Consider the following 18,032-nt stretch of genomic DNA (forward strand, 5'->3'; position numbering starts at 1 on the left):
AATATCAAGTCTTTGCTGAGTGAACACGTAATTCATTACGAAGTTTAATTCACAGAGCATCGCTGCACTCGTTGCAGCAAATCAAACTTTAAATTGAAGAGTTTGATCATGGCTCAGATTGAACGCTGGCGGCAGGCCTAACACATGCAAGTCGAACGGCAGCACAGAAGAGCTTGCTCTTTGGGTGGCGAGTGGCGGACGGGTGAGTAATGTCTGGGAAACTGCCCGATGGAGGGGGATAACTACTGGAAACGGTAGCTAATACCGCATAACGTCGCGAGACCAAAGTGGGGGACCTTCGGGCCTCACACCATCGGATGTGCCCAGATGGGATTAGCTAGTAGGTGGGGTAATGGCTCACCTAGGCGACGATCCCTAGCTGGTCTGAGAGGATGACCAGCCACACTGGAACTGAGACACGGTCCAGACTCCTACGGGAGGCAGCAGTGGGGAATATTGCACAATGGGCGCAAGCCTGATGCAGCCATGCCGCGTGTATGAAGAAGGCCTTCGGGTTGTAAAGTACTTTCAGCGGGGAGGAAGGCGGTGAGGTTAATAACCTCGCCGATTGACGTTACCCGCAGAAGAAGCACCGGCTAACTCCGTGCCAGCAGCCGCGGTAATACGGAGGGTGCAAGCGTTAATCGGAATTACTGGGCGTAAAGCGCACGCAGGCGGTCTGTTAAGTCAGATGTGAAATCCCCGGGCTTAACCTGGGAACTGCATTTGAAACTGGCAGGCTTGAGTCTCGTAGAGGGGGGTAGAATTCCAGGTGTAGCGGTGAAATGCGTAGAGATCTGGAGGAATACCGGTGGCGAAGGCGGCCCCCTGGACGAAGACTGACGCTCAGGTGCGAAAGCGTGGGGAGCAAACAGGATTAGATACCCTGGTAGTCCACGCCGTAAACGATGTCGACTTGGAGGTTGTGCCCTTGAGGCGTGGCTTCCGGAGCTAACGCGTTAAGTCGACCGCCTGGGGAGTACGGCCGCAAGGTTAAAACTCAAATGAATTGACGGGGGCCCGCACAAGCGGTGGAGCATGTGGTTTAATTCGATGCAACGCGAAGAACCTTACCTGGCCTTGACATCCAGAGAACTTAGCAGAGATGCTTTGGTGCCTTCGGGAACTCTGAGACAGGTGCTGCATGGCTGTCGTCAGCTCGTGTTGTGAAATGTTGGGTTAAGTCCCGCAACGAGCGCAACCCTTATCCTTTGTTGCCAGCGGTTCGGCCGGGAACTCAAAGGAGACTGCCGGTGATAAACCGGAGGAAGGTGGGGATGACGTCAAGTCATCATGGCCCTTACGGCCAGGGCTACACACGTGCTACAATGGCGCATACAAAGAGAAGCGACCTCGCGAGAGCAAGCGGACCTCATAAAGTGCGTCGTAGTCCGGATTGGAGTCTGCAACTCGACTCCATGAAGTCGGAATCGCTAGTAATCGTAGATCAGAATGCTACGGTGAATACGTTCCCGGGCCTTGTACACACCGCCCGTCACACCATGGGAGTGGGTTGCAAAAGAAGTAGGTAGCTTAACCTTCGGGAGGGCGCTTACCACTTTGTGATTCATGACTGGGGTGAAGTCGTAACAAGGTAACCGTAGGGGAACCTGCGGTTGGATCACCTCCTTACCTGAAGATACCTTCCCGCGAAGTGCTCACACAGATTGTCTGATAGAAAAGTAACGAGCAGAAAAAACCTCTACAGGCTTGTAGCTCAGGTGGTTAGAGCGCACCCCTGATAAGGGTGAGGTCGGTGGTTCAAGTCCACTCAGGCCTACCAGATTCGCACTCATGCGGCGTTATGCACTCGGTCGTTTACCCAAGTAAACTTCCCTCCTGCATGCCTTGCCTGAGCACGAATTGCCGTGGTTAAAACACGGAACTCCTGGTGAGTGGTAGTAGATGGTCTCTGCAGTGACTGTATGGGGCTATAGCTCAGCTGGGAGAGCGCCTGCCTTGCACGCAGGAGGTCAGCGGTTCGATCCCGCTTAGCTCCACCATTACAGTACTGAAACTTACTTCAGAGTATACCGGCGACGGTGTGCTGCGAAGTATTTGCTCTTTAACAATCCGGAACAAGCTGAAAATTTGAAACGACGCGTCGTATTCATTCTCCGTAATAAGAATGAAATCACGATGCGTTCGGGTCTCTCAAATGCTTGCAGTCTGCAGCGTTGCAAAACGCCTGTGGGTTGTGAGGTTAAGCGACTAAGCGTACACGGTGGATGCCCTGGCAGTCAGAGGCGATGAAGGACGTGCTAATCTGCGAAAAGCGACGGTAAGGTGATATGAACCGCTACAGCCGTCGATGTCCGAATGGGGAAACCCAGTGTGTTTCGACACACTATCGTTAACTGAATACATAGGTTAACGAGGCGAACCGGGGGAACTGAAACATCTAAGTACCCCGAGGAAAAGAAATCAACCGAGATTCCCCCAGTAGCGGCGAGCGAACGGGGAGCAGCCCAGGACCTGAATCAGCTTGTGCATCAGTGGAAGCGTCTGGAAAGTCGCGCGATACCGGGTGACAGCCCCGTACACGAAGATGCACAGGTTGTGAGTCCGACGAGTAGGGCGGGACACGTGGTATCCTGTCTGAACATGGGGGGACCATCCTCCAAGGCTAAATACTCCTGACTGACCGATAGTGAACCAGTACCGTGAGGGAAAGGCGAAAAGAACCCCGGCGAGGGGAGTGAAACAGAACCTGAAACCGTGTACGTACAAGCAGTGGGAGCCTACCTGTTAGGTGACTGCGTACCTTTTGTATAATGGGTCAGCGACTTATATTCTGTAGCAAGGTTAACCGCATAGGGGAGCCGAAGGGAAACCGAGTCTTAACCGGGCGTTAAGTTGCAGGGTATAGACCCGAAACCCGGTGATCTAGCCATGGGCAGGTTGAAGGTTGGGTAACACTAACTGGAGGACCGAACCGACTAATGTTGAAAAATTAGCGGATGACTTGTGGCTGGGGGTGAAAGGCCAATCAAACCGGGAGATAGCTGGTTCTCCCCGAAAGCTATTTAGGTAGCGCCTCGTGAACTCATCTCCGGGGGTAGAGCACTGTTTCGGCTAGGGGGCCATCCCGGCTTACCAACCCGATGCAAACTGCGAATACCGGAGAATGTTATCACGGGAGACACACGGCGGGTGCTAACGTCCGTCGTGAAGAGGGAAACAACCCAGACCGCCAGCTAAGGTCCCAAAGTCATGGTTAAGTGGGAAACGATGTGGGAAGGCACAGACAGCCAGGATGTTGGCTTAGAAGCAGCCATCATTTAAAGAAAGCGTAATAGCTCACTGGTCGAGTCGGCCTGCGCGGAAGATGTAACGGGGCTAAACCATGCACCGAAGCTGCGGCAGCGACACTATGTGTTGTTGGGTAGGGGAGCGTTCTGTAAGCCGCTGAAGGTGTGCTGTGAGGCATGCTGGAGGTATCAGAAGTGCGAATGCTGACATAAGTAACGATAAAGCGGGTGAAAAGCCCGCTCGCCGGAAGACCAAGGGTTCCTGTCCAACGTTAATCGGGGCAGGGTGAGTCGACCCCTAAGGCGAGGCTGAAAAGCGTAGTCGATGGGAAACAGGTTAATATTCCTGTACTTGGTGTTACTGCGAAGGGGGGACGGAGAAGGCTAGGTTATCCGGGCGACGGTTGTCCCGGTTTAAGCGTGCAGGTGTGAAGACCAGGCAAATCCGGTCTTCTTTAACACTGAGGCGTGACGACGAGCCGCTACGGCGGTGAAGTAACTGATGCCCTGCTTCCAGGAAAAGCCTCTAAGCTCCAGGTAACACGAAATCGTACCCCAAACCGACACAGGTGGTCAGGTAGAGAATACCAAGGCGCTTGAGAGAACTCGGGTGAAGGAACTAGGCAAAATGGTGCCGTAACTTCGGGAGAAGGCACGCTGGCGCGTAGGTGAAGGGACTTGCTCCCGGAGCCGAGGCCAGTCGAAGATACCAGCTGGCTGCAACTGTTTATTAAAAACACAGCACTGTGCAAACACGAAAGTGGACGTATACGGTGTGACGCCTGCCCGGTGCCGGAAGGTTAATTGATGGGGTTATCCGCAAGGAGAAGCTCTTGATCGAAGCCCCGGTAAACGGCGGCCGTAACTATAACGGTCCTAAGGTAGCGAAATTCCTTGTCGGGTAAGTTCCGACCTGCACGAATGGCGTAATGATGGCCAGGCTGTCTCCACCCGAGACTCAGTGAAATTGAAATCGCTGTGAAGATGCAGTGTACCCGCGGCAAGACGGAAAGACCCCGTGAACCTTTACTATAGCTTGACACTGAACATTGAGCCTTGATGTGTAGGATAGGTGGGAGGCTTTGAAGCGCGGACGCCAGTCTGCGTGGAGCCAACCTTGAAATACCACCCTTTAATGTTTGATGTTCTAACGTAGGCCCGTAATCCGGGCTGCGGACAGTGTCTGGTGGGTAGTTTGACTGGGGCGGTCTCCTCCCAAAGCGTAACGGAGGAGCACGAAGGTTGGCTAATCCTGGTCGGACATCAGGAGGTTAGTGCAATGGCATAAGCCAGCTTGACTGCGAGAGTGACGGCTCGAGCAGGTGCGAAAGCAGGTCATAGTGATCCGGTGGTTCTGAATGGAAGGGCCATCGCTCAACGGATAAAAGGTACTCCGGGGATAACAGGCTGATACCGCCCAAGAGTTCATATCGACGGCGGTGTTTGGCACCTCGATGTCGGCTCATCACATCCTGGGGCTGAAGTAGGTCCCAAGGGTACGGCTGTTCGCCGTTTAAAGTGGTACGCGAGCTGGGTTTAGAACGTCGTGAGACAGTTCGGTCCCTATCTGCCGTGGGCGCTGGAGAATTGAGGGGGTTGCTCCTAGTACGAGAGGACCGGAGTGAACGCACCGCTGGTGTTCGGGTTGTCATGCCAATGGCACTGCCCGGTAGCTAAGTGCGGAAGAGATAAGTGCTGAAAGCATCTAAGCACGAAACTTGCCCCGAGATGAGTTCTCCCTGACCCCTTGAGGGTCCTGAAGGGACGTTGAAGACGACGACGTTGATAGGCCGGGTGTGTAAGCGCAGCGATGCGTTGAGCTAACCGGTACTAATGACCCGTGAGGCTTAACCTTGCAACGCCAGAGGCGTTTTGGTCTGAGAGACCGAAAGAATTTTCAGCTTTGTTCACCGGATTACGTCCAGTGGATTTTGTGCTGTGACAAGGCGGCACGCGAGACGACGGGAAGGAGCATACACGAGTATGTGACTGAGCGGCGCGAGCGGGGCAACGCAGTCAGAGCGCGAAAGACGCGGACGAAAACAGAATTTGCCTGGCGGCAACAGCGCGGTGGTCCCACCTGACCCCATGCCGAACTCAGAAGTGAAACGCCGTAGCGCCGATGGTAGTGTGGGGCCTCCCCATGCGAGAGTAGGGAACTGCCAGGCATCAATTTAAGACCCATAATCGGGTCGTGACCTTCCCGGTGACGCGGAAAGGGCGAAACACCTGAAATCAGCGACGGTCTGATATCAGTACAGAATCGGTGGAGCGGTAGTTCAGTTGGTTAGAATACCTGCCTGTCACGCAGGGGGTCGCGGGTTCGAGCCCCGTCCGTTCCGCCACCCTAATTAGGGGCGTAGTTCAATTGGTAGAGCACCGGTCTCCAAAACCGGGTGTTGGGGGTTCGAGTCCCTCCGCCCCTGCCAGAAAATAATCCTTTGCTTCGGCAAAGGATTTTTTTTGTCTGAAATTCGGCACAGGCAAGAGCCTGAGTTTCATTTCTTCCACTCAAACTCCCTCAATTATTGCTTCAGTGAGTCAGGACCGGATATTTAAGCAGCTGCCGAATGTGTGCCTGTTGATCGCTATTCTGCAGCCATACCGCATATAACGGTCGCACTGCGACAGGTGTGTCTGGAATAACCATCAAATCGCTGTAAATGCCGTGCCAGAAATCAGGTAAAAAAGCGCAGGCTCCCGTGGTATGCAGCAATTCGCGGGTCACATGTGCTGAAGTGGTAGTTAATACCGGTACGTCATCACTGGAAAGATAACTTTCATGCTGATGGAAATCCGCGCCCCACTCGAGTTTGATGTAATCATATTTTTCACGCTTTTCAGTTTTGCGTGCGCGAAAGAGCGCGAGAGAAATATGACCGATCTGCTGGCTGGTGAGTTCATCCATTTTTGGCGCTTCAGTGGTGATCAGCAAATCGAGCTGACGCTCATGTAACTGCTTGACCAGCAAATGGCGCTGAGCAATACGTGCTTCCAGATGCAGGCTCTCCCGGTTCTCGTATAGCGTCTGCAGCCAGGGCGTAAGATACGCTTCCCAGAGCGATGCACTGGCACCGATTGATAGCTCATGGTGCTGCTGGGTATGCGAAACCTCCTTCTTTGCCATCAGCCAGGTACTCATCAGGCTCTCAGCGTAGGGCAATAAGCGCTCGCCTGCTGAAGTCAGCCGGATATTATTGCGGTGACGGGTAAAAAGATTAACGCCCAGCTGATTTTCCAGCTGACGGATGCGAAAACTAACGGCAGATTGCGTGAGGTAAAGCGCTTCAGCAGCACGCCCGAAATGACGCGTTCTGCTCACTTCGAGGAAAGTTTTCAGTAATTCCGTATCCACAGCATTCTCCCAAAAAATGTTTGTCGTACTGATTTAAATGTTTTGTTTTACACTCTGTCAAGCCTATCTAATACTCCGCGCCATAAATAGCACGGCCATATGAGAATCAGGAGCGTGTAAGATGGCGGACAGCTTCGCAACAACTAATCGTTTCTTTGATAACAAACATTACCCTCGTGGTTTTTCGCGTCATGGTGACTTCACCATTAAAGAAGCTCAGCTTCTGGAACGCCACGGATACGCTTTCAACGAACTGGATCTCGCTAAGCGCGATCCGGAGACCGAAGAAGAGCGTCTGTTTATTGAAGTCTGCCGTGGTCTGCGTGAGCCGCAGACTGAGGCTGAACGTGTCTGGTCAAAATACACTGCACGTATAAAGCGTCCGAAACGTTTTCATACCTTGTCCGGCGGTAAACCGCAGATGGACACGGTGGAAGACTTCAGCGATAGCGACGATTAACATGACGGGGCTGATTTCAGCCCCGTTGTCATTCCAGGCTTTTATGCAGGTAAATCAGTAAACGATCGATACTGCGATATCCCACCGCCTCCTGCAGATGCTGACGCGTAACCTGCCGTTCACCCGCTAAATCTGCGATGGTTCTCGCCACCTTTAAGATACGCTGCCACGCACGCACCGATAATCCCAGTGCATTCAGGATCTCCTCCAGCCATTCCGCGTCCTGCTGCTGTAACACACAATCACGGGCGATCTCCGGATTCGACAGCTGCGCATTCACCTTGCCCGCGCGTGCCATCTGTATCGCCCGGGCGGCCATTACGCGGGCGCGCACCTGCGCGCTGGTTTCGCTGTGCTGCTGCTTCTGGCTGAGCGAGCCGCCCGGTAGCAGCGGAATCTCCAGCGACAGGTCGAAGCGATCCAGAAACGGGCCAGACAGCCGGCTGAGATAGCGCAGCACCTGCTGCGGCGTGCAGCGATTATGATTCCCCTGATAATGGCCCGTCGGGCTGGGATTCATTGCACCAATCAGCTGAAAGCGCGCAGGGAAAGTGACTTTGGCGCGGGAACGGGAAATGGCGATTTCACCGGACTCAATCGGCTCGCGTAACGCATCCAGCGCTTTGCGCTCAAACTCGGGCAGTTCATCAAGAAACAGCACCCCATTGTGCGCCAGCGAAATTTCGCCCGGCCGCGGCAGGGATCCTCCGCCGACCAGCGCATACAGCGATGCGCTGTGATGAGGCGCTCTGAACGGCCGTCTACGCCACTGATGATGTAGCGTACCGCTGCTGACCAGGCTGGCAATTGCGGCGCACTCCAGCGCTTCCTGGTCATCCAGCGGCGGCATAATGCCGGGCAGTCGGGTTGCCAGCATGGTCTTACCGGTGCCGGGCGGGCCCAGCAGCAACAGGTTATGGCCACCGGCGGCGGTAATTTCCAGCGCGCGCCGTCCCTGCTGCTGGCCAATAATATCGCTCAGGTCCTGCTGCTCGTGCGGCACCGTTTCAGGCTGGTAATGGGCGACCGTCAGCGCCGTCTGGTTATGCAGGAAAGCGCAGATCTCCACCAGATGCTTGCCCACCAGCGTTTCACCCTGTTGTATCAGGCCGACATCCTGTTGATTCTGCTCCGCTAAGACCATCTGACGTCCGGCCTGCAGCGCCGCCATGGCAGCAGGAATCGCGGCCTGAACGCCACACAGCGCGCCGTTTAGCGCCAGCTCACCCAGGAACTCATAATGGGCCAGCTTATCGCCTGGCAGCTGCTCTGAGGCCGCGAGAATGGCGATAGCGATCGGCAGGTCGTAGCGCCCACCCTCTTTAGGTAAATCAGCTGGCGCGAGATTAATGGTGACGCGCTTCGCCGGAAAGGTGAAACCGCTATTGATAATGGCGCTGCGCACGCGTTCGCGGGCTTCTTTGACGGTGGTTTCCGGCAGACCAACCAGCGTCAATGCTGGCAGACCGTTGCTGATATGCACTTCAATCGTCACCAGTGGAGCCTGCACTCCGAGCGCCGCGCGTGTTAATACTTTCGATAAAGACATAACCGCTCCTTGTTGCCTTTATCCTTACTGAAAAAAAAACACACGGCGACCGCTGAAACTATCATCCTGAAGCGGTATTCAGGAAAATCGCTGCGCTTTTCATCCTGTTCATTAATTTTCGCAGCCAGATCGCAAAAGCAAAATAACGGTTGCGTCGCGGGCGTAATGAATAATTATCACAAATGCGAATAACCTTTTACTTACAAAGCGATAACGCACGTCAGCTGCGCGCGTCATAAAATTTTCCGATGAAAATTATTGTAAATCCCCTGCTAACTATGGTAACTCTGTAGGTATTACTTCGAACTAACGAAAAAACAGACGACACATGAAAGCCCTTCTACAAGTGATTAGCCTAGTCGTGATTAGCGTGGTGGTGATTATTAACCCACCGTGCGGGGCTACGCTTGGAGAAAGAAAGGCTTAAAAATCAAGCCTGGAATTCGAAAAACCCCCGCACCGTAAGGTCCGGGGGTTTTTTTTCGACCAGACGAAATATCAGCGAATCAGCGAGGAACAGATTATGAGCAGTAGCATAAAATTCTGTTGTTCCAGCAGGAATACAGGAGAATAACCATGACAGGTGCACAGTGGGTAGTTCAGGCTTTACGCGCGCAGGGTGTCGACACAGTGTTTGGTTATCCTGGCGGAGCAATCATGCCAGTGTACGATGCGCTCTACGATGGCGGCGTGGAACATCTACTGTGTCGTCATGAACAAGGTGCGGTGATGGCAGCGATCGGTTATGCGCGTGCGACCGGCAAAACCGGGGTTTGCATTGCGACTTCCGGACCGGGCGCCACCAACCTGATCACCGGACTGGCCGATGCGATGATGGATTCCGTTCCGGTTGTCGCCATCACCGGGCAGGTCTCTTCAGCATTTATCGGTACCGACGCCTTTCAGGAGATCGACGTTCTTGGCCTGTCATTAGCCTGCACTAAACACAGCTTCCTCGTTGAATCGCTGGATGATTTACCCACGGTGATGGCGGAAGCTTTCGCCATCGCGCAGTCCGGCCGTCCGGGACCAGTGCTGGTCGACATTCCCAAAGATATTCAGATTGCCAGCGGTGACCTGACGCCGCACCTGCTGCCGGTTGAAGAAGCACTGAGCCACTCACCGCAGCACATTGCCGAAGCGCGCGCGCTGATGGCGCAGGCGCAAAAACCGATGCTGTATATCGGCGGCGGTGTCGGCATGGCGCAGGCCGTCCCGGCGCTGCGGGCTATGGCGCAGGAGACCGGCATCCCGATGGTTTCTACCCTGAAAGGACTGGGCAGCGCCGAAGCCAGCAGCGATCTCTATCTCGGTATGCTCGGCATGCATGGCACCAAAGCGGCCAACCTGGCGGTGCAATCCTGTGATTTGCTGATTGCCGTCGGCGCACGCTTCGACGACCGCGTCACCGGTAAGCTGGATACCTTCGCGCCGCACGCCAGCGTCATTCATATCGATATCGATCCGGCGGAATTGAACAAACTGCGTCGCGCTCACGTTTCACTGCAGGGCGACCTCAACCAAGTGTTGCCGGCGCTGAGCATGCCGCTGCAGATCGACGGCTGGCGTACTGAAGTTAAAGCGATGAACGCGGAGTTCGCGTGGCGTTACGACCATCCTGGCGAGGCGATCTACGCGCCGCTGCTGCTGAAGCAGTTGTCAGATCGTAAACCTGACAGCGCGGTGGTAACCACCGACGTTGGCCAGCACCAGATGTGGGCGGCGCAGCACATGCGCTTCAGCGCGCCGGAAAACTTCATCACCTCCAGCGGCCTGGGCACCATGGGCTTTGGGCTGCCGGCTGCGGTAGGCGCGCAGGTTGCCCGTCCGGATGACACCGTTATCTGCGTGTCCGGTGACGGCTCAATCATGATGAATATTCAGGAGCTGGGCACCATCAAGCGTAAGCAGCTGCCGGTAAAAATCCTGCTGCTGGATAACCAGCGTCTTGGCATGGTTCGCCAGTGGCAGCAGCTGTTCTTTGATGGCCGCTATAGCGAAACCATCCTCACCGATAACCCCGATTTCCTCACGCTGGCCAGCGCCTTTGATATTCCGGGCCAGCGCATTAGCCGTAAAGATCAGGTCGACGCCGCGATTGATGCTCTGCTGAACAGTGAAGGTCCTTACTTCCTGCATGTTGCGATTGATGAGCATGAAAACGTCTGGCCACTGGTACCGCCGGGTGCCAGCAACGCAAACATGATGGAGAAAACCGTATGAACCAGCATCAATTGTCTATCGAAGCCCGCTTTCGCCCTGAAATATTGGAGCGCATTTTGCGCGTCGTGCGTCACCGTGGCTTCCAGGTCTGCGCGATGAATATGGCGTCCGCCGTCAATGCGGAGAACATTAATATCGAAATGACCGTTGCCAGCCAGCGCTCTGTCGATTTACTGTCTTCGCAGTTAAGCAAACTTATGGATGTCGCCTGTGTCGAGATCCAGCAACAGACAACACAACAAATCCGCGCCTAGTCGCCAAAGGAAATAACAATGAGTACGAAGAAAGCAGACTTTATCTGGTTCAATGGAGAGATGGTTAAGTGGGAAGACGCCAAGGTTAGCGTTATGTCTCACGCACTGCATTACGGCACCTCTGTGTTCGAAGGCGTTCGCTGCTACGACTCACACAAAGGTCCGGTGGTGTTCCGTCACCGTGAACACATGCAGCGTCTGCACGACTCCGCCAAAATTTACCGTTTCCCGATCAAAGCCAGCGTGGATGAGTTGATGGAAGCGTGCCGCGAAGTTATCCGCGTCAATAAACTGAAGAGTGCCTACATTCGTCCGCTGGCCTTTGTCGGCGACGTGGGCCTCGGCGTTAACCCGCCAGACGGCTTCACCACCGATGTGATCATCGCTGCGTTCCCGTGGGGGGCTTACCTGGGCGCCGAAGCGCTGGAGCAGGGCATTAACGCCATGGTTTCTTCCTGGAATCGCGTGGCGCCAAATACCCTGCCAACCGCGGCGAAAGCAGGCGGTAACTATCTCTCTTCCCTGCTGGTTGGCAGCGAAGCGCGCCGCCACGGCTATCAGGAAGGTATCGCGCTGGATACCCAGGGTTATATCTCCGAAGGGGCTGGCGAAAACCTGTTTGAAGTGAAAGACGGCATCCTGTTCACCCCGCCGTTCACCTCTTCAGCGCTGCCGGGCATCACCCGCGACGCAATCATCAAGCTGGCGAAGGATCTCGGTATCGAAGTGCGCGAGCAGGTGCTGTCACGCGAATCGCTGTACCTGGCGGATGAAGTGTTCATGTCCGGTACTGCCGCAGAAATCACGCCGGTACGCAGCGTGGACGGCATCCAGGTGGGTGAGGGCAAACGTGGTCCGGTGACCACCAAAATCCAGCAGGCGTTCTTTGGCCTGTTCACCGGCGAAACCGAAGACAAGTACGGCTGGCTGGATCAGGTGAATCCATAACAAGACAGTAACGCGGGTGCAGCAGCGCCCGCGTCATTTTTCAGACTGGAGTAAATAGAGCATGCCTAAGTACCGTTCCGCCACCACCACCCATGGTCGTAACATGGCGGGTGCCCGTGCCCTGTGGCGCGCCACCGGAATGACCGACGACGATTTCGGTAAGCCGATTATCGCCGTGGTTAACTCCTTCACCCAATTCGTACCGGGCCACGTGCACCTGCGCGATCTTGGCAAACTGGTCGCTGAGCAAATCGAAGCCGCGGGTGGTGTAGCCAAAGAGTTCAACACCATCGCGGTGGATGACGGTATCGCCATGGGTCATGGCGGCATGCTGTATTCACTGCCTTCACGCGAGCTGATTGCCGACTCCGTGGAATATATGGTGAACGCCCACTGCGCCGACGCCATGGTGTGTATCTCCAACTGCGACAAAATCACCCCCGGCATGCTGATGGCTTCGCTGCGCCTCAACATTCCGGTGATCTTTGTCTCCGGCGGTCCGATGGAAGCCGGTAAAACCAAGCTGTCAGACAAAATCATTAAGCTGGATCTGGTGGACGCGATGATTCAGGGTGCGAACCCGAACGTCAGCGATGCCGACAGCGAACAGATTGAGCGTTCCGCCTGCCCGACCTGCGGCTCGTGCTCCGGCATGTTCACCGCCAACTCCATGAACTGTCTGACCGAAGCGCTGGGCCTGTCGCAGCCAGGCAACGGCTCGCTGCTGGCAACTCACGCCGATCGTAAAGACCTGTTCATCAACGCCGGCAAGCGCATCGTTAACCTGACCAAACAGTACTACGAGCAGGATGATGCGCGCGTGCTGCCGCGTAACATCGCCAGCAAAGCTGCGTTCGAAAACGCCATGACGCTGGATATCGCCATGGGCGGTTCCACCAATACCGTGCTGCACCTGCTGGCCGCCGCGCAGGAAGGCGAGATCGATTTCAACATTTCCGACATCGATCGCCTGTCACGTAAAGTGCCGCACCTGTGCAAAGTGGCGCCGAGTACACAGAAATATCATATGGAAGATGTGCACCGCGCGGGCGGGGTAATCGGTATTCTTGGCGAGCTGGATCGTGCTGGCCTGCTGCACACCGACGTACGCAACGTGCTGGGCCTCAACCTGCGCGAAACGCTCGATCAGTACGACATCATGCTGACCAAAGACGAAGCGGTGAAGAAGATGTTCCGCGCCGGCCCGGCGGGCATCCGTACTACCCAGGCGTTTTCACAGGATTGCCGCTGGGATACGCTGGATGACGATCGTCAGGAAGGCTGTATCCGCACGCGCGAACACGCATTCTCTCAGGATGGCGGTCTGGCAGTGCTGTACGGCAACATGGCGGAAGATGGCTGCATCGTGAAAACCGCCGGCGTCGACAAAGAGATCCTCACCTTTAAAGGTCCGGCAAAAGTGTATGAAAGCCAGGACGATGCGGTGGAAGCGATTCTCGGCGGCAAAGTGGTCGCCGGTGACGTGGTGGTCATCCGCTACGAAGGGCCGAAAGGCGGTCCGGGCATGCAGGAAATGCTCTATCCGACCACTTATCTGAAATCGATGGGCCTTGGCAAAAGCTGTGCGCTGATCACTGACGGACGCTTCTCGGGCGGCACCTCGGGCCTCTCCATTGGCCACGCATCGCCGGAAGCGGCGAACGGCGGCACCATCGCGCTGGTTAAAGATGGCGACATCATTGAAATCGATATCCCGAATCGCGGCATTAAGCTGGCGGTACCGGATAACGAACTGCATGCCCGCCGTGAAGAAGAGGAAGCGCGTGGCGAAGCGGCTTATACGCCGCACGGTCGCGTGCGTCAGGTCTCCTTCGCACTGCGTGCTTATGCATCGCTCGCCACCAGCGCTGACAAGGGCGCGGTGCGCGATAAGTCTAAGCTGGGAGGCTAATCTCTGATGGCTGAGTCTCAACCGCTTTCCGCGTCGCCCAATGGCGCGGAGTATCTGCGCGCGGTGCTGCGTGCGCCTGTGTACGAAATTGCCCAGGTAACGCCGCTGCAAAAAATGGAAAAAATTTCGTCGCGTCTTGGCAACACCATTCTGGTGAAGCGCGAAGATCGCCAGCCGGTGCACAGCTTCAAGCTGCGCGGTGCCTACGCCATGATCGCCGGGCTGACGGAAGAGCAGAAAGCGCGCGGCGTGGTTACTGCTTCGGCGGGTAACCACGCGCAGGGCGTGGCGCTCTCGGCCAGCACGCTCGGCATCAGGTCACTGATTGTGATGCCAGTGGCGACGGCGGACATCAAGGTTGATGCAGTGCGCGCGTTTGGCGGTGAGGCTTACCTGTTTGGCGCCAATTTTGACGAGGCAAAAGCCAAAGCGATTGAGCTGGCGGAGCAGCAGGGTTACACCTTCGTGCCGCCGTTTGATCATCCGGCGGTGATTGCCGGTCAGGGCACGCTGGCGATGGAGCTGTTGCAGCAGGATGCGCATCTCGATCGCGTGTTTGTGCCGGTAGGCGGCGGCGGCTTAGCGGCGGGTGTGGCGGTACTGATTAAACAGCTGATGCCGCAAATCAAGGTTATCGCGGTCGAGTCGCAGGACTCTGCCTGCCTGAAGGCGGCGCTTGATGCCGGCGAGCCGGTGGATTTGCCGCGCGTCGGGCTGTTTGCCGAAGGCGTGGCGGTCAAGCGTATCGGCAGCGAGACCTTCCGCCTGTGCAAGGAATACCTCGACGACATCATCACCGTGGACAGCGATGCCATCTGCGCAGCGATGAAGGATCTGTTCGAGGATGTGCGAGCGGTGGCGGAGCCTTCCGGCGCGCTGGCGCTGGCGGGCATGAAGAAGTACATCCAGCAGCACGACATCAAAGGCGAGCGGCTGGCGCACGTGCTGTCGGGCGCCAACGTCAACTTCCACGGTCTGCGCTACGTCTCCGAGCGCTGTGAACTGGGTGAACAGCGTGAAGCACTGCTGGCGGTCACCATCCCTGAGCAGCAGGGCAGCTTCCTGCGTTTCTGCCAGACGCTGGGCGGCCGCGCGGTAACCGAGTTCAACTACCGTTATGCCGATGCCGACAACGCCTGCATCTTTGTTGGCGTGCGTTTAACGCGCGGCCTTGAGGAGCGCAGCGAAATCATCAGCCAGCTGGCTGAAGGCGGCTATCAGGTGGTGGATTTGTCAGACGATGAGATGGCGAAGCTGCACGTGCGCTACATGGTGGGCGGACGCCCGTCAAAACCGCTGCGCGAACGGCTGTTCAGCTTCGAATTCCCGGAAGCGCCGGGCGCGCTGCTGAAGTTTCTGCAGACGCTGGGCGCGCACTGGAATATTTCACTGTTCCACTATCGCAGCCACGGCACCGATTTTGGTCGCGTGCTGGCGGCGTTCGAGATCAACGACAAAGAGCCGGATTTCGACACCCACCTCAACGCGCTCGGCTATGAGTGGCACGACGAGGCCAGCAATCCGGCGTTTCGCTTCTTCCTCGCCGGCTAAACTACAGCAGGTGCCAGAAAGCATTGATCAGCGGCTCCCCGAGCCGCTTTTTTTGTACGCATACGCCGAGCTCCAGCGGCGCCACCGACTCGACATTCTCCAGCGTCAGCACGCGATTGCGCACCGGTTCCGGACTGTTTTCCAGCACCACATCCGGCAGCAGCGCGATGCCGCAGCCGAGCGCCACCATCGACACAATCGCCTCATGGCCAGACACCGTGGCGTAAATCTGCGGGTTGGCAATGCGGTGGCGGCGAAACCATAAATCAATACCGCGCCGCGCCGGCCCCTGATCCGGCAGGATAAAGGGAATCTGCGACCAGTCCGGCTGTTCCTGCGTCGCCTGGCTGCGCACCGGGCAGGGCAGCGCCGGGGCGATCAGCACCAGTGGGATCAAACCCAGTGGTGTAAAATCGATACTGGCGGGCAGCGACTCCGGCCGGCCGGCGATGGCCAGATCCGCTTCGCCGGACTGCACCATTTCAATGGCATCGGCGGCATCGCCGGTGGTGAGTTTGATCTCCACCTGCGGATGCTCCGCGCGAAAGCGGTCGAGAATCGGCGGCAGATGGCTGTAGGCGGCGGTTACCGAGCAGAACAGGCGCAGCTCGCCGCTCAGCGACGGACCGTTGAGGTCCATGACATGGCGCAACTGCTGATACTGCAGCAGGGTCTGCTGGGCGAACTGACGCAGCCGCTCGCCGGCTTCGGTCAGCGTCACGGTGCGGTTGTCGCGCAGGAACAGCGCGTGTCCGACATCCTCTTCCAGCCGCTGGATCTGGCGTGACAATGTCGACGGGCTGACGTGCATGGCGCGCGCGGTGCGGCCAAAGTGGCAGCTTTCCGCCAGGTGAAGAAACAGTTTCAGGTCTCGTAAATCCATGCGCGTTTTGCCCTCAGCGTGATGTTGCAAATTCTGCAATGTGACGTTGTTAATATATCAATTTAAGCAACAGATTTCCTGTCATATGATGGGGTCATTCGCGGCGCTAAATCCGGCGCCGTTACTGAACAAAAGCAAACACAACATCTGAGCGGAGTACCCATGGCTAACTACTTCAACACATTGAATCTGCGCAATCAGTTAGCGCAGTTAGGCAAATGTCGCTTCATGTCGCGCGATGAATTCGCGGATGGCGCTAGCTTCCTGAAAGGTAAGAAAGTGGTCATCGTCGGCTGCGGCGCGCAGGGCCTGAACCAGGGTCTGAACATGCGTGACTCTGGCCTCGATGTGTCTTACGCACTGCGCGCTGAAGCCATCGCTGAGAAGCGTGCGTCGTTCCGTAAAGCCACCGAAAACGGTTTTAAAGTGGGTACTTACGAAGAGCTGATCCCGCAGGCGGATCTGGTGGTTAACCTGACGCCGGACAAGCAGCACTCTGCCGTTGTGCAGGCCGTTCAGCCGCTGATGAAAGACGGTGCCGCGCTGGGGTACTCTCACGGTTTCAACATCGTCGAAGTGGGCGAGACCATCCGTAAAGACATCACCGTGGTGATGGTGGCACCGAAGTGCCCGGGTACCGAAGTGCGTGAAGAGTACAAACGTGGCTTCGGCGTTCCAACGCTGATCGCTGTTCACCCGGAAAACGATCCAAAAGGAGAAGGCATGGCGATTGCCAAAGCCTGGGCTGCAGCCACCGGCGGCGACCGTGCAGGCGTGCTGGAATCGTCTTTCGTGGCAGAAGTCAAATCAGACCTGATGGGCGAGCAGACCATTCTGTGCGGTATGCTGCAGGCCGGTTCACTGCTGTGCTTCGACAAGCTGGTGGCCGAAGGTCACGACGCGGCGTATACCGAGAAACTGATTCAGTTCGGCTGGGAAACCATCACCGAATCGCTGAAGTTTGGCGGCATCACGCTGATGATGGATCGTCTGTCTAATCCGGCAAAAATCCGCGCTTACGCACTGTCTGAGCAGCTGAAAACCATCATGGCACCGCTGTTCCAGAAGCACATGGATGACATCATCTCGGGTGAATTCTCTTCCGGTATGATGGCTGACTGGGCGAACGACGACAAAAACCTGCTGACCTGGCGTGAAGAGACCGGTAAAACCGCGTTCGAAAATGCTCCTCAGTTCGAAGGCAAGATCGACGAGCAGGAGTACTACGACAAAGGCGTGGTCATGGTCGCGATGGTGAAAGCGGGCGTTGAGCTGGCATTTGAAACCATGGTTGACGCGGGCATCATCGAAGAGTCAGCTTACTATGAATCCCTGCACGAGCTGCCGCTGATTGCCAACACCATCGCCCGTAAGCGTCTGTATGAAATGAACGTGGTAATTTCCGATACCGCAGAATACGGTAACTACCTGTTCTCCTTCGCAGCCGTTCCGCTGCTGAAAGAGTTCATGACCACGTTGCAGCCTGGCGACCTGGGCAAAGCGGTAGAAGGCACGCAGGTGGATAATGCGCAGCTGCGCGACGTGAACGAAGCGATCCGCCAGCATCCAATCGAAGCCGTTGGCCGCAAACTGCGTGGCTATATGACCGACATGAAACGCATCGCCGTCGCGGGCTAAGGCACGCG

General features: G+C 56.3%; 11 protein-coding genes, 4 tRNA genes and 3 rRNA genes. 15 read left to right on the forward strand and 3 right to left on the reverse strand.

Annotated elements, in window-relative coordinates; translation table 11 throughout:
• Positions 1-90: 90 nt before the first annotated feature.
• The 7 genes from C1N84_RS00500 to C1N84_RS00530 all read left to right on the forward strand — a co-directional run bounded on the left by C1N84_RS00500 (position 91) and on the right by C1N84_RS00530 (position 5,680).
• Positions 91-1,632: ribosomal RNA gene (locus C1N84_RS00500) — 16S ribosomal RNA — on the forward strand.
• A gap of 74 nt (positions 1,633-1,706) precedes the next feature.
• Positions 1,707-1,783: transfer RNA gene (locus C1N84_RS00505), tRNA-Ile, on the forward strand.
• Positions 1,784-1,927: 144 nt separating this feature from the next.
• A tRNA-Ala gene (locus C1N84_RS00510) sits at positions 1,928-2,003 on the forward strand.
• Positions 2,004-2,201: 198 nt separating this feature from the next.
• Positions 2,202-5,106 (forward strand): 23S ribosomal RNA (locus C1N84_RS00515).
• A 197-nt stretch (positions 5,107-5,303) separates the two neighbouring features.
• Positions 5,304-5,419, forward strand: a 5S ribosomal RNA gene (gene rrf, locus C1N84_RS00520).
• The 16S, 23S and 5S rRNA genes sit together here with 4 tRNA genes alongside, the layout of an rRNA operon.
• Before the next feature lie 100 nt (positions 5,420-5,519).
• Positions 5,520-5,596: transfer RNA gene (locus C1N84_RS00525), tRNA-Asp, on the forward strand.
• An 8-nt stretch (positions 5,597-5,604) separates the two neighbouring features.
• Positions 5,605-5,680, forward strand: a tRNA-Trp gene (locus tag C1N84_RS00530).
• A gap of 104 nt (positions 5,681-5,784) precedes the next feature.
• Here C1N84_RS00530 and hdfR read toward each other — a convergent pair.
• Positions 5,785-6,606: an HTH-type transcriptional regulator HdfR gene (gene hdfR, locus C1N84_RS00535; RefSeq protein WP_031279770.1), complete on the reverse strand. Its 822-nt coding sequence runs from the start codon at positions 6,604-6,606 to the stop codon at positions 5,785-5,787.
• Between the two features lie 121 nt (positions 6,607-6,727).
• On the opposite strand from hdfR, the gene C1N84_RS00540 reads away from it, so the two are divergent.
• Complete coding sequence (locus C1N84_RS00540; RefSeq protein WP_021507919.1) at positions 6,728-7,066, forward strand: DUF413 domain-containing protein; 339 nt, start codon at positions 6,728-6,730, stop codon at positions 7,064-7,066.
• 28 nt (positions 7,067-7,094) lie between these two features.
• Here the strand turns inward: C1N84_RS00540 and C1N84_RS00545 are convergent, their stop codons facing one another.
• A complete protein-coding gene (locus C1N84_RS00545; RefSeq protein ID WP_264441863.1) occupies positions 7,095-8,615 on the reverse strand; it encodes a YifB family Mg chelatase-like AAA ATPase in 1,521 nt (506 codons plus the stop codon).
• Positions 8,616-8,943: 328 nt separating this feature from the next.
• On the opposite strand from C1N84_RS00545, the gene ilvL reads away from it, so the two are divergent.
• From ilvL to ilvA, 6 genes are all read left to right on the forward strand, one after another.
• Positions 8,944-9,042 carry an ilv operon leader peptide gene (gene ilvL / locus C1N84_RS00550; protein WP_071813600.1) on the forward strand — a complete coding sequence of 33 codons (99 nt, stop codon included), beginning with the start codon at positions 8,944-8,946 and terminating at the stop codon, positions 9,040-9,042.
• 149 nt (positions 9,043-9,191) lie between these two features.
• Complete coding sequence (gene ilvG / locus C1N84_RS00555) at positions 9,192-10,838, forward strand: acetolactate synthase 2 catalytic subunit (RefSeq protein ID WP_264441864.1); 1,647 nt, start codon at positions 9,192-9,194, stop codon at positions 10,836-10,838.
• Positions 10,835-11,092 (forward strand): acetolactate synthase 2 small subunit, encoded by a 258-nt coding sequence (gene ilvM / locus C1N84_RS00560; protein WP_008106624.1) that lies wholly within the window; start codon positions 10,835-10,837, stop codon positions 11,090-11,092. Before ilvG ends, ilvM begins: the two co-directional genes overlap by 4 nt.
• An 18-nt stretch (positions 11,093-11,110) precedes the next feature.
• The gene (locus tag C1N84_RS00565) at positions 11,111-12,040 is read left to right on the forward strand and encodes a branched-chain amino acid transaminase (RefSeq protein ID WP_021507916.1); all 930 of its coding nucleotides are present in this window, start codon (positions 11,111-11,113) and stop codon (positions 12,038-12,040) included.
• 61 nt (positions 12,041-12,101) lie between these two features.
• Complete coding sequence (ilvD, locus tag C1N84_RS00570; protein WP_021507915.1) at positions 12,102-13,952, forward strand: dihydroxy-acid dehydratase; 1,851 nt, start codon at positions 12,102-12,104, stop codon at positions 13,950-13,952.
• A gap of 6 nt (positions 13,953-13,958) precedes the next feature.
• Entirely contained in the window at positions 13,959-15,503 is a 1,545-nt protein-coding gene (ilvA, locus tag C1N84_RS00575) for a threonine ammonia-lyase, biosynthetic (RefSeq protein WP_058775138.1), read from the forward strand.
• A gap of 1 nt (position 15,504) precedes the next feature.
• Here the strand turns inward: ilvA and ilvY are convergent, their stop codons facing one another.
• Complete coding sequence (ilvY, locus tag C1N84_RS00580) at positions 15,505-16,386, reverse strand: HTH-type transcriptional activator IlvY (RefSeq protein ID WP_021507913.1); 882 nt, start codon at positions 16,384-16,386, stop codon at positions 15,505-15,507.
• A 162-nt stretch (positions 16,387-16,548) separates the two neighbouring features.
• Here ilvY and ilvC point away from each other — a divergent pair, with 162 nt between their 5' ends.
• The gene (ilvC, locus tag C1N84_RS00585; RefSeq protein ID WP_021507912.1) at positions 16,549-18,024 is read left to right on the forward strand and encodes a ketol-acid reductoisomerase; all 1,476 of its coding nucleotides are present in this window, start codon (positions 16,549-16,551) and stop codon (positions 18,022-18,024) included.
• The last annotated feature ends 8 nt before the right edge of the window (positions 18,025-18,032 follow it).

The sequence above is a fragment of the Pantoea sp. SGAir0418 genome (assembly GCF_043529865.1).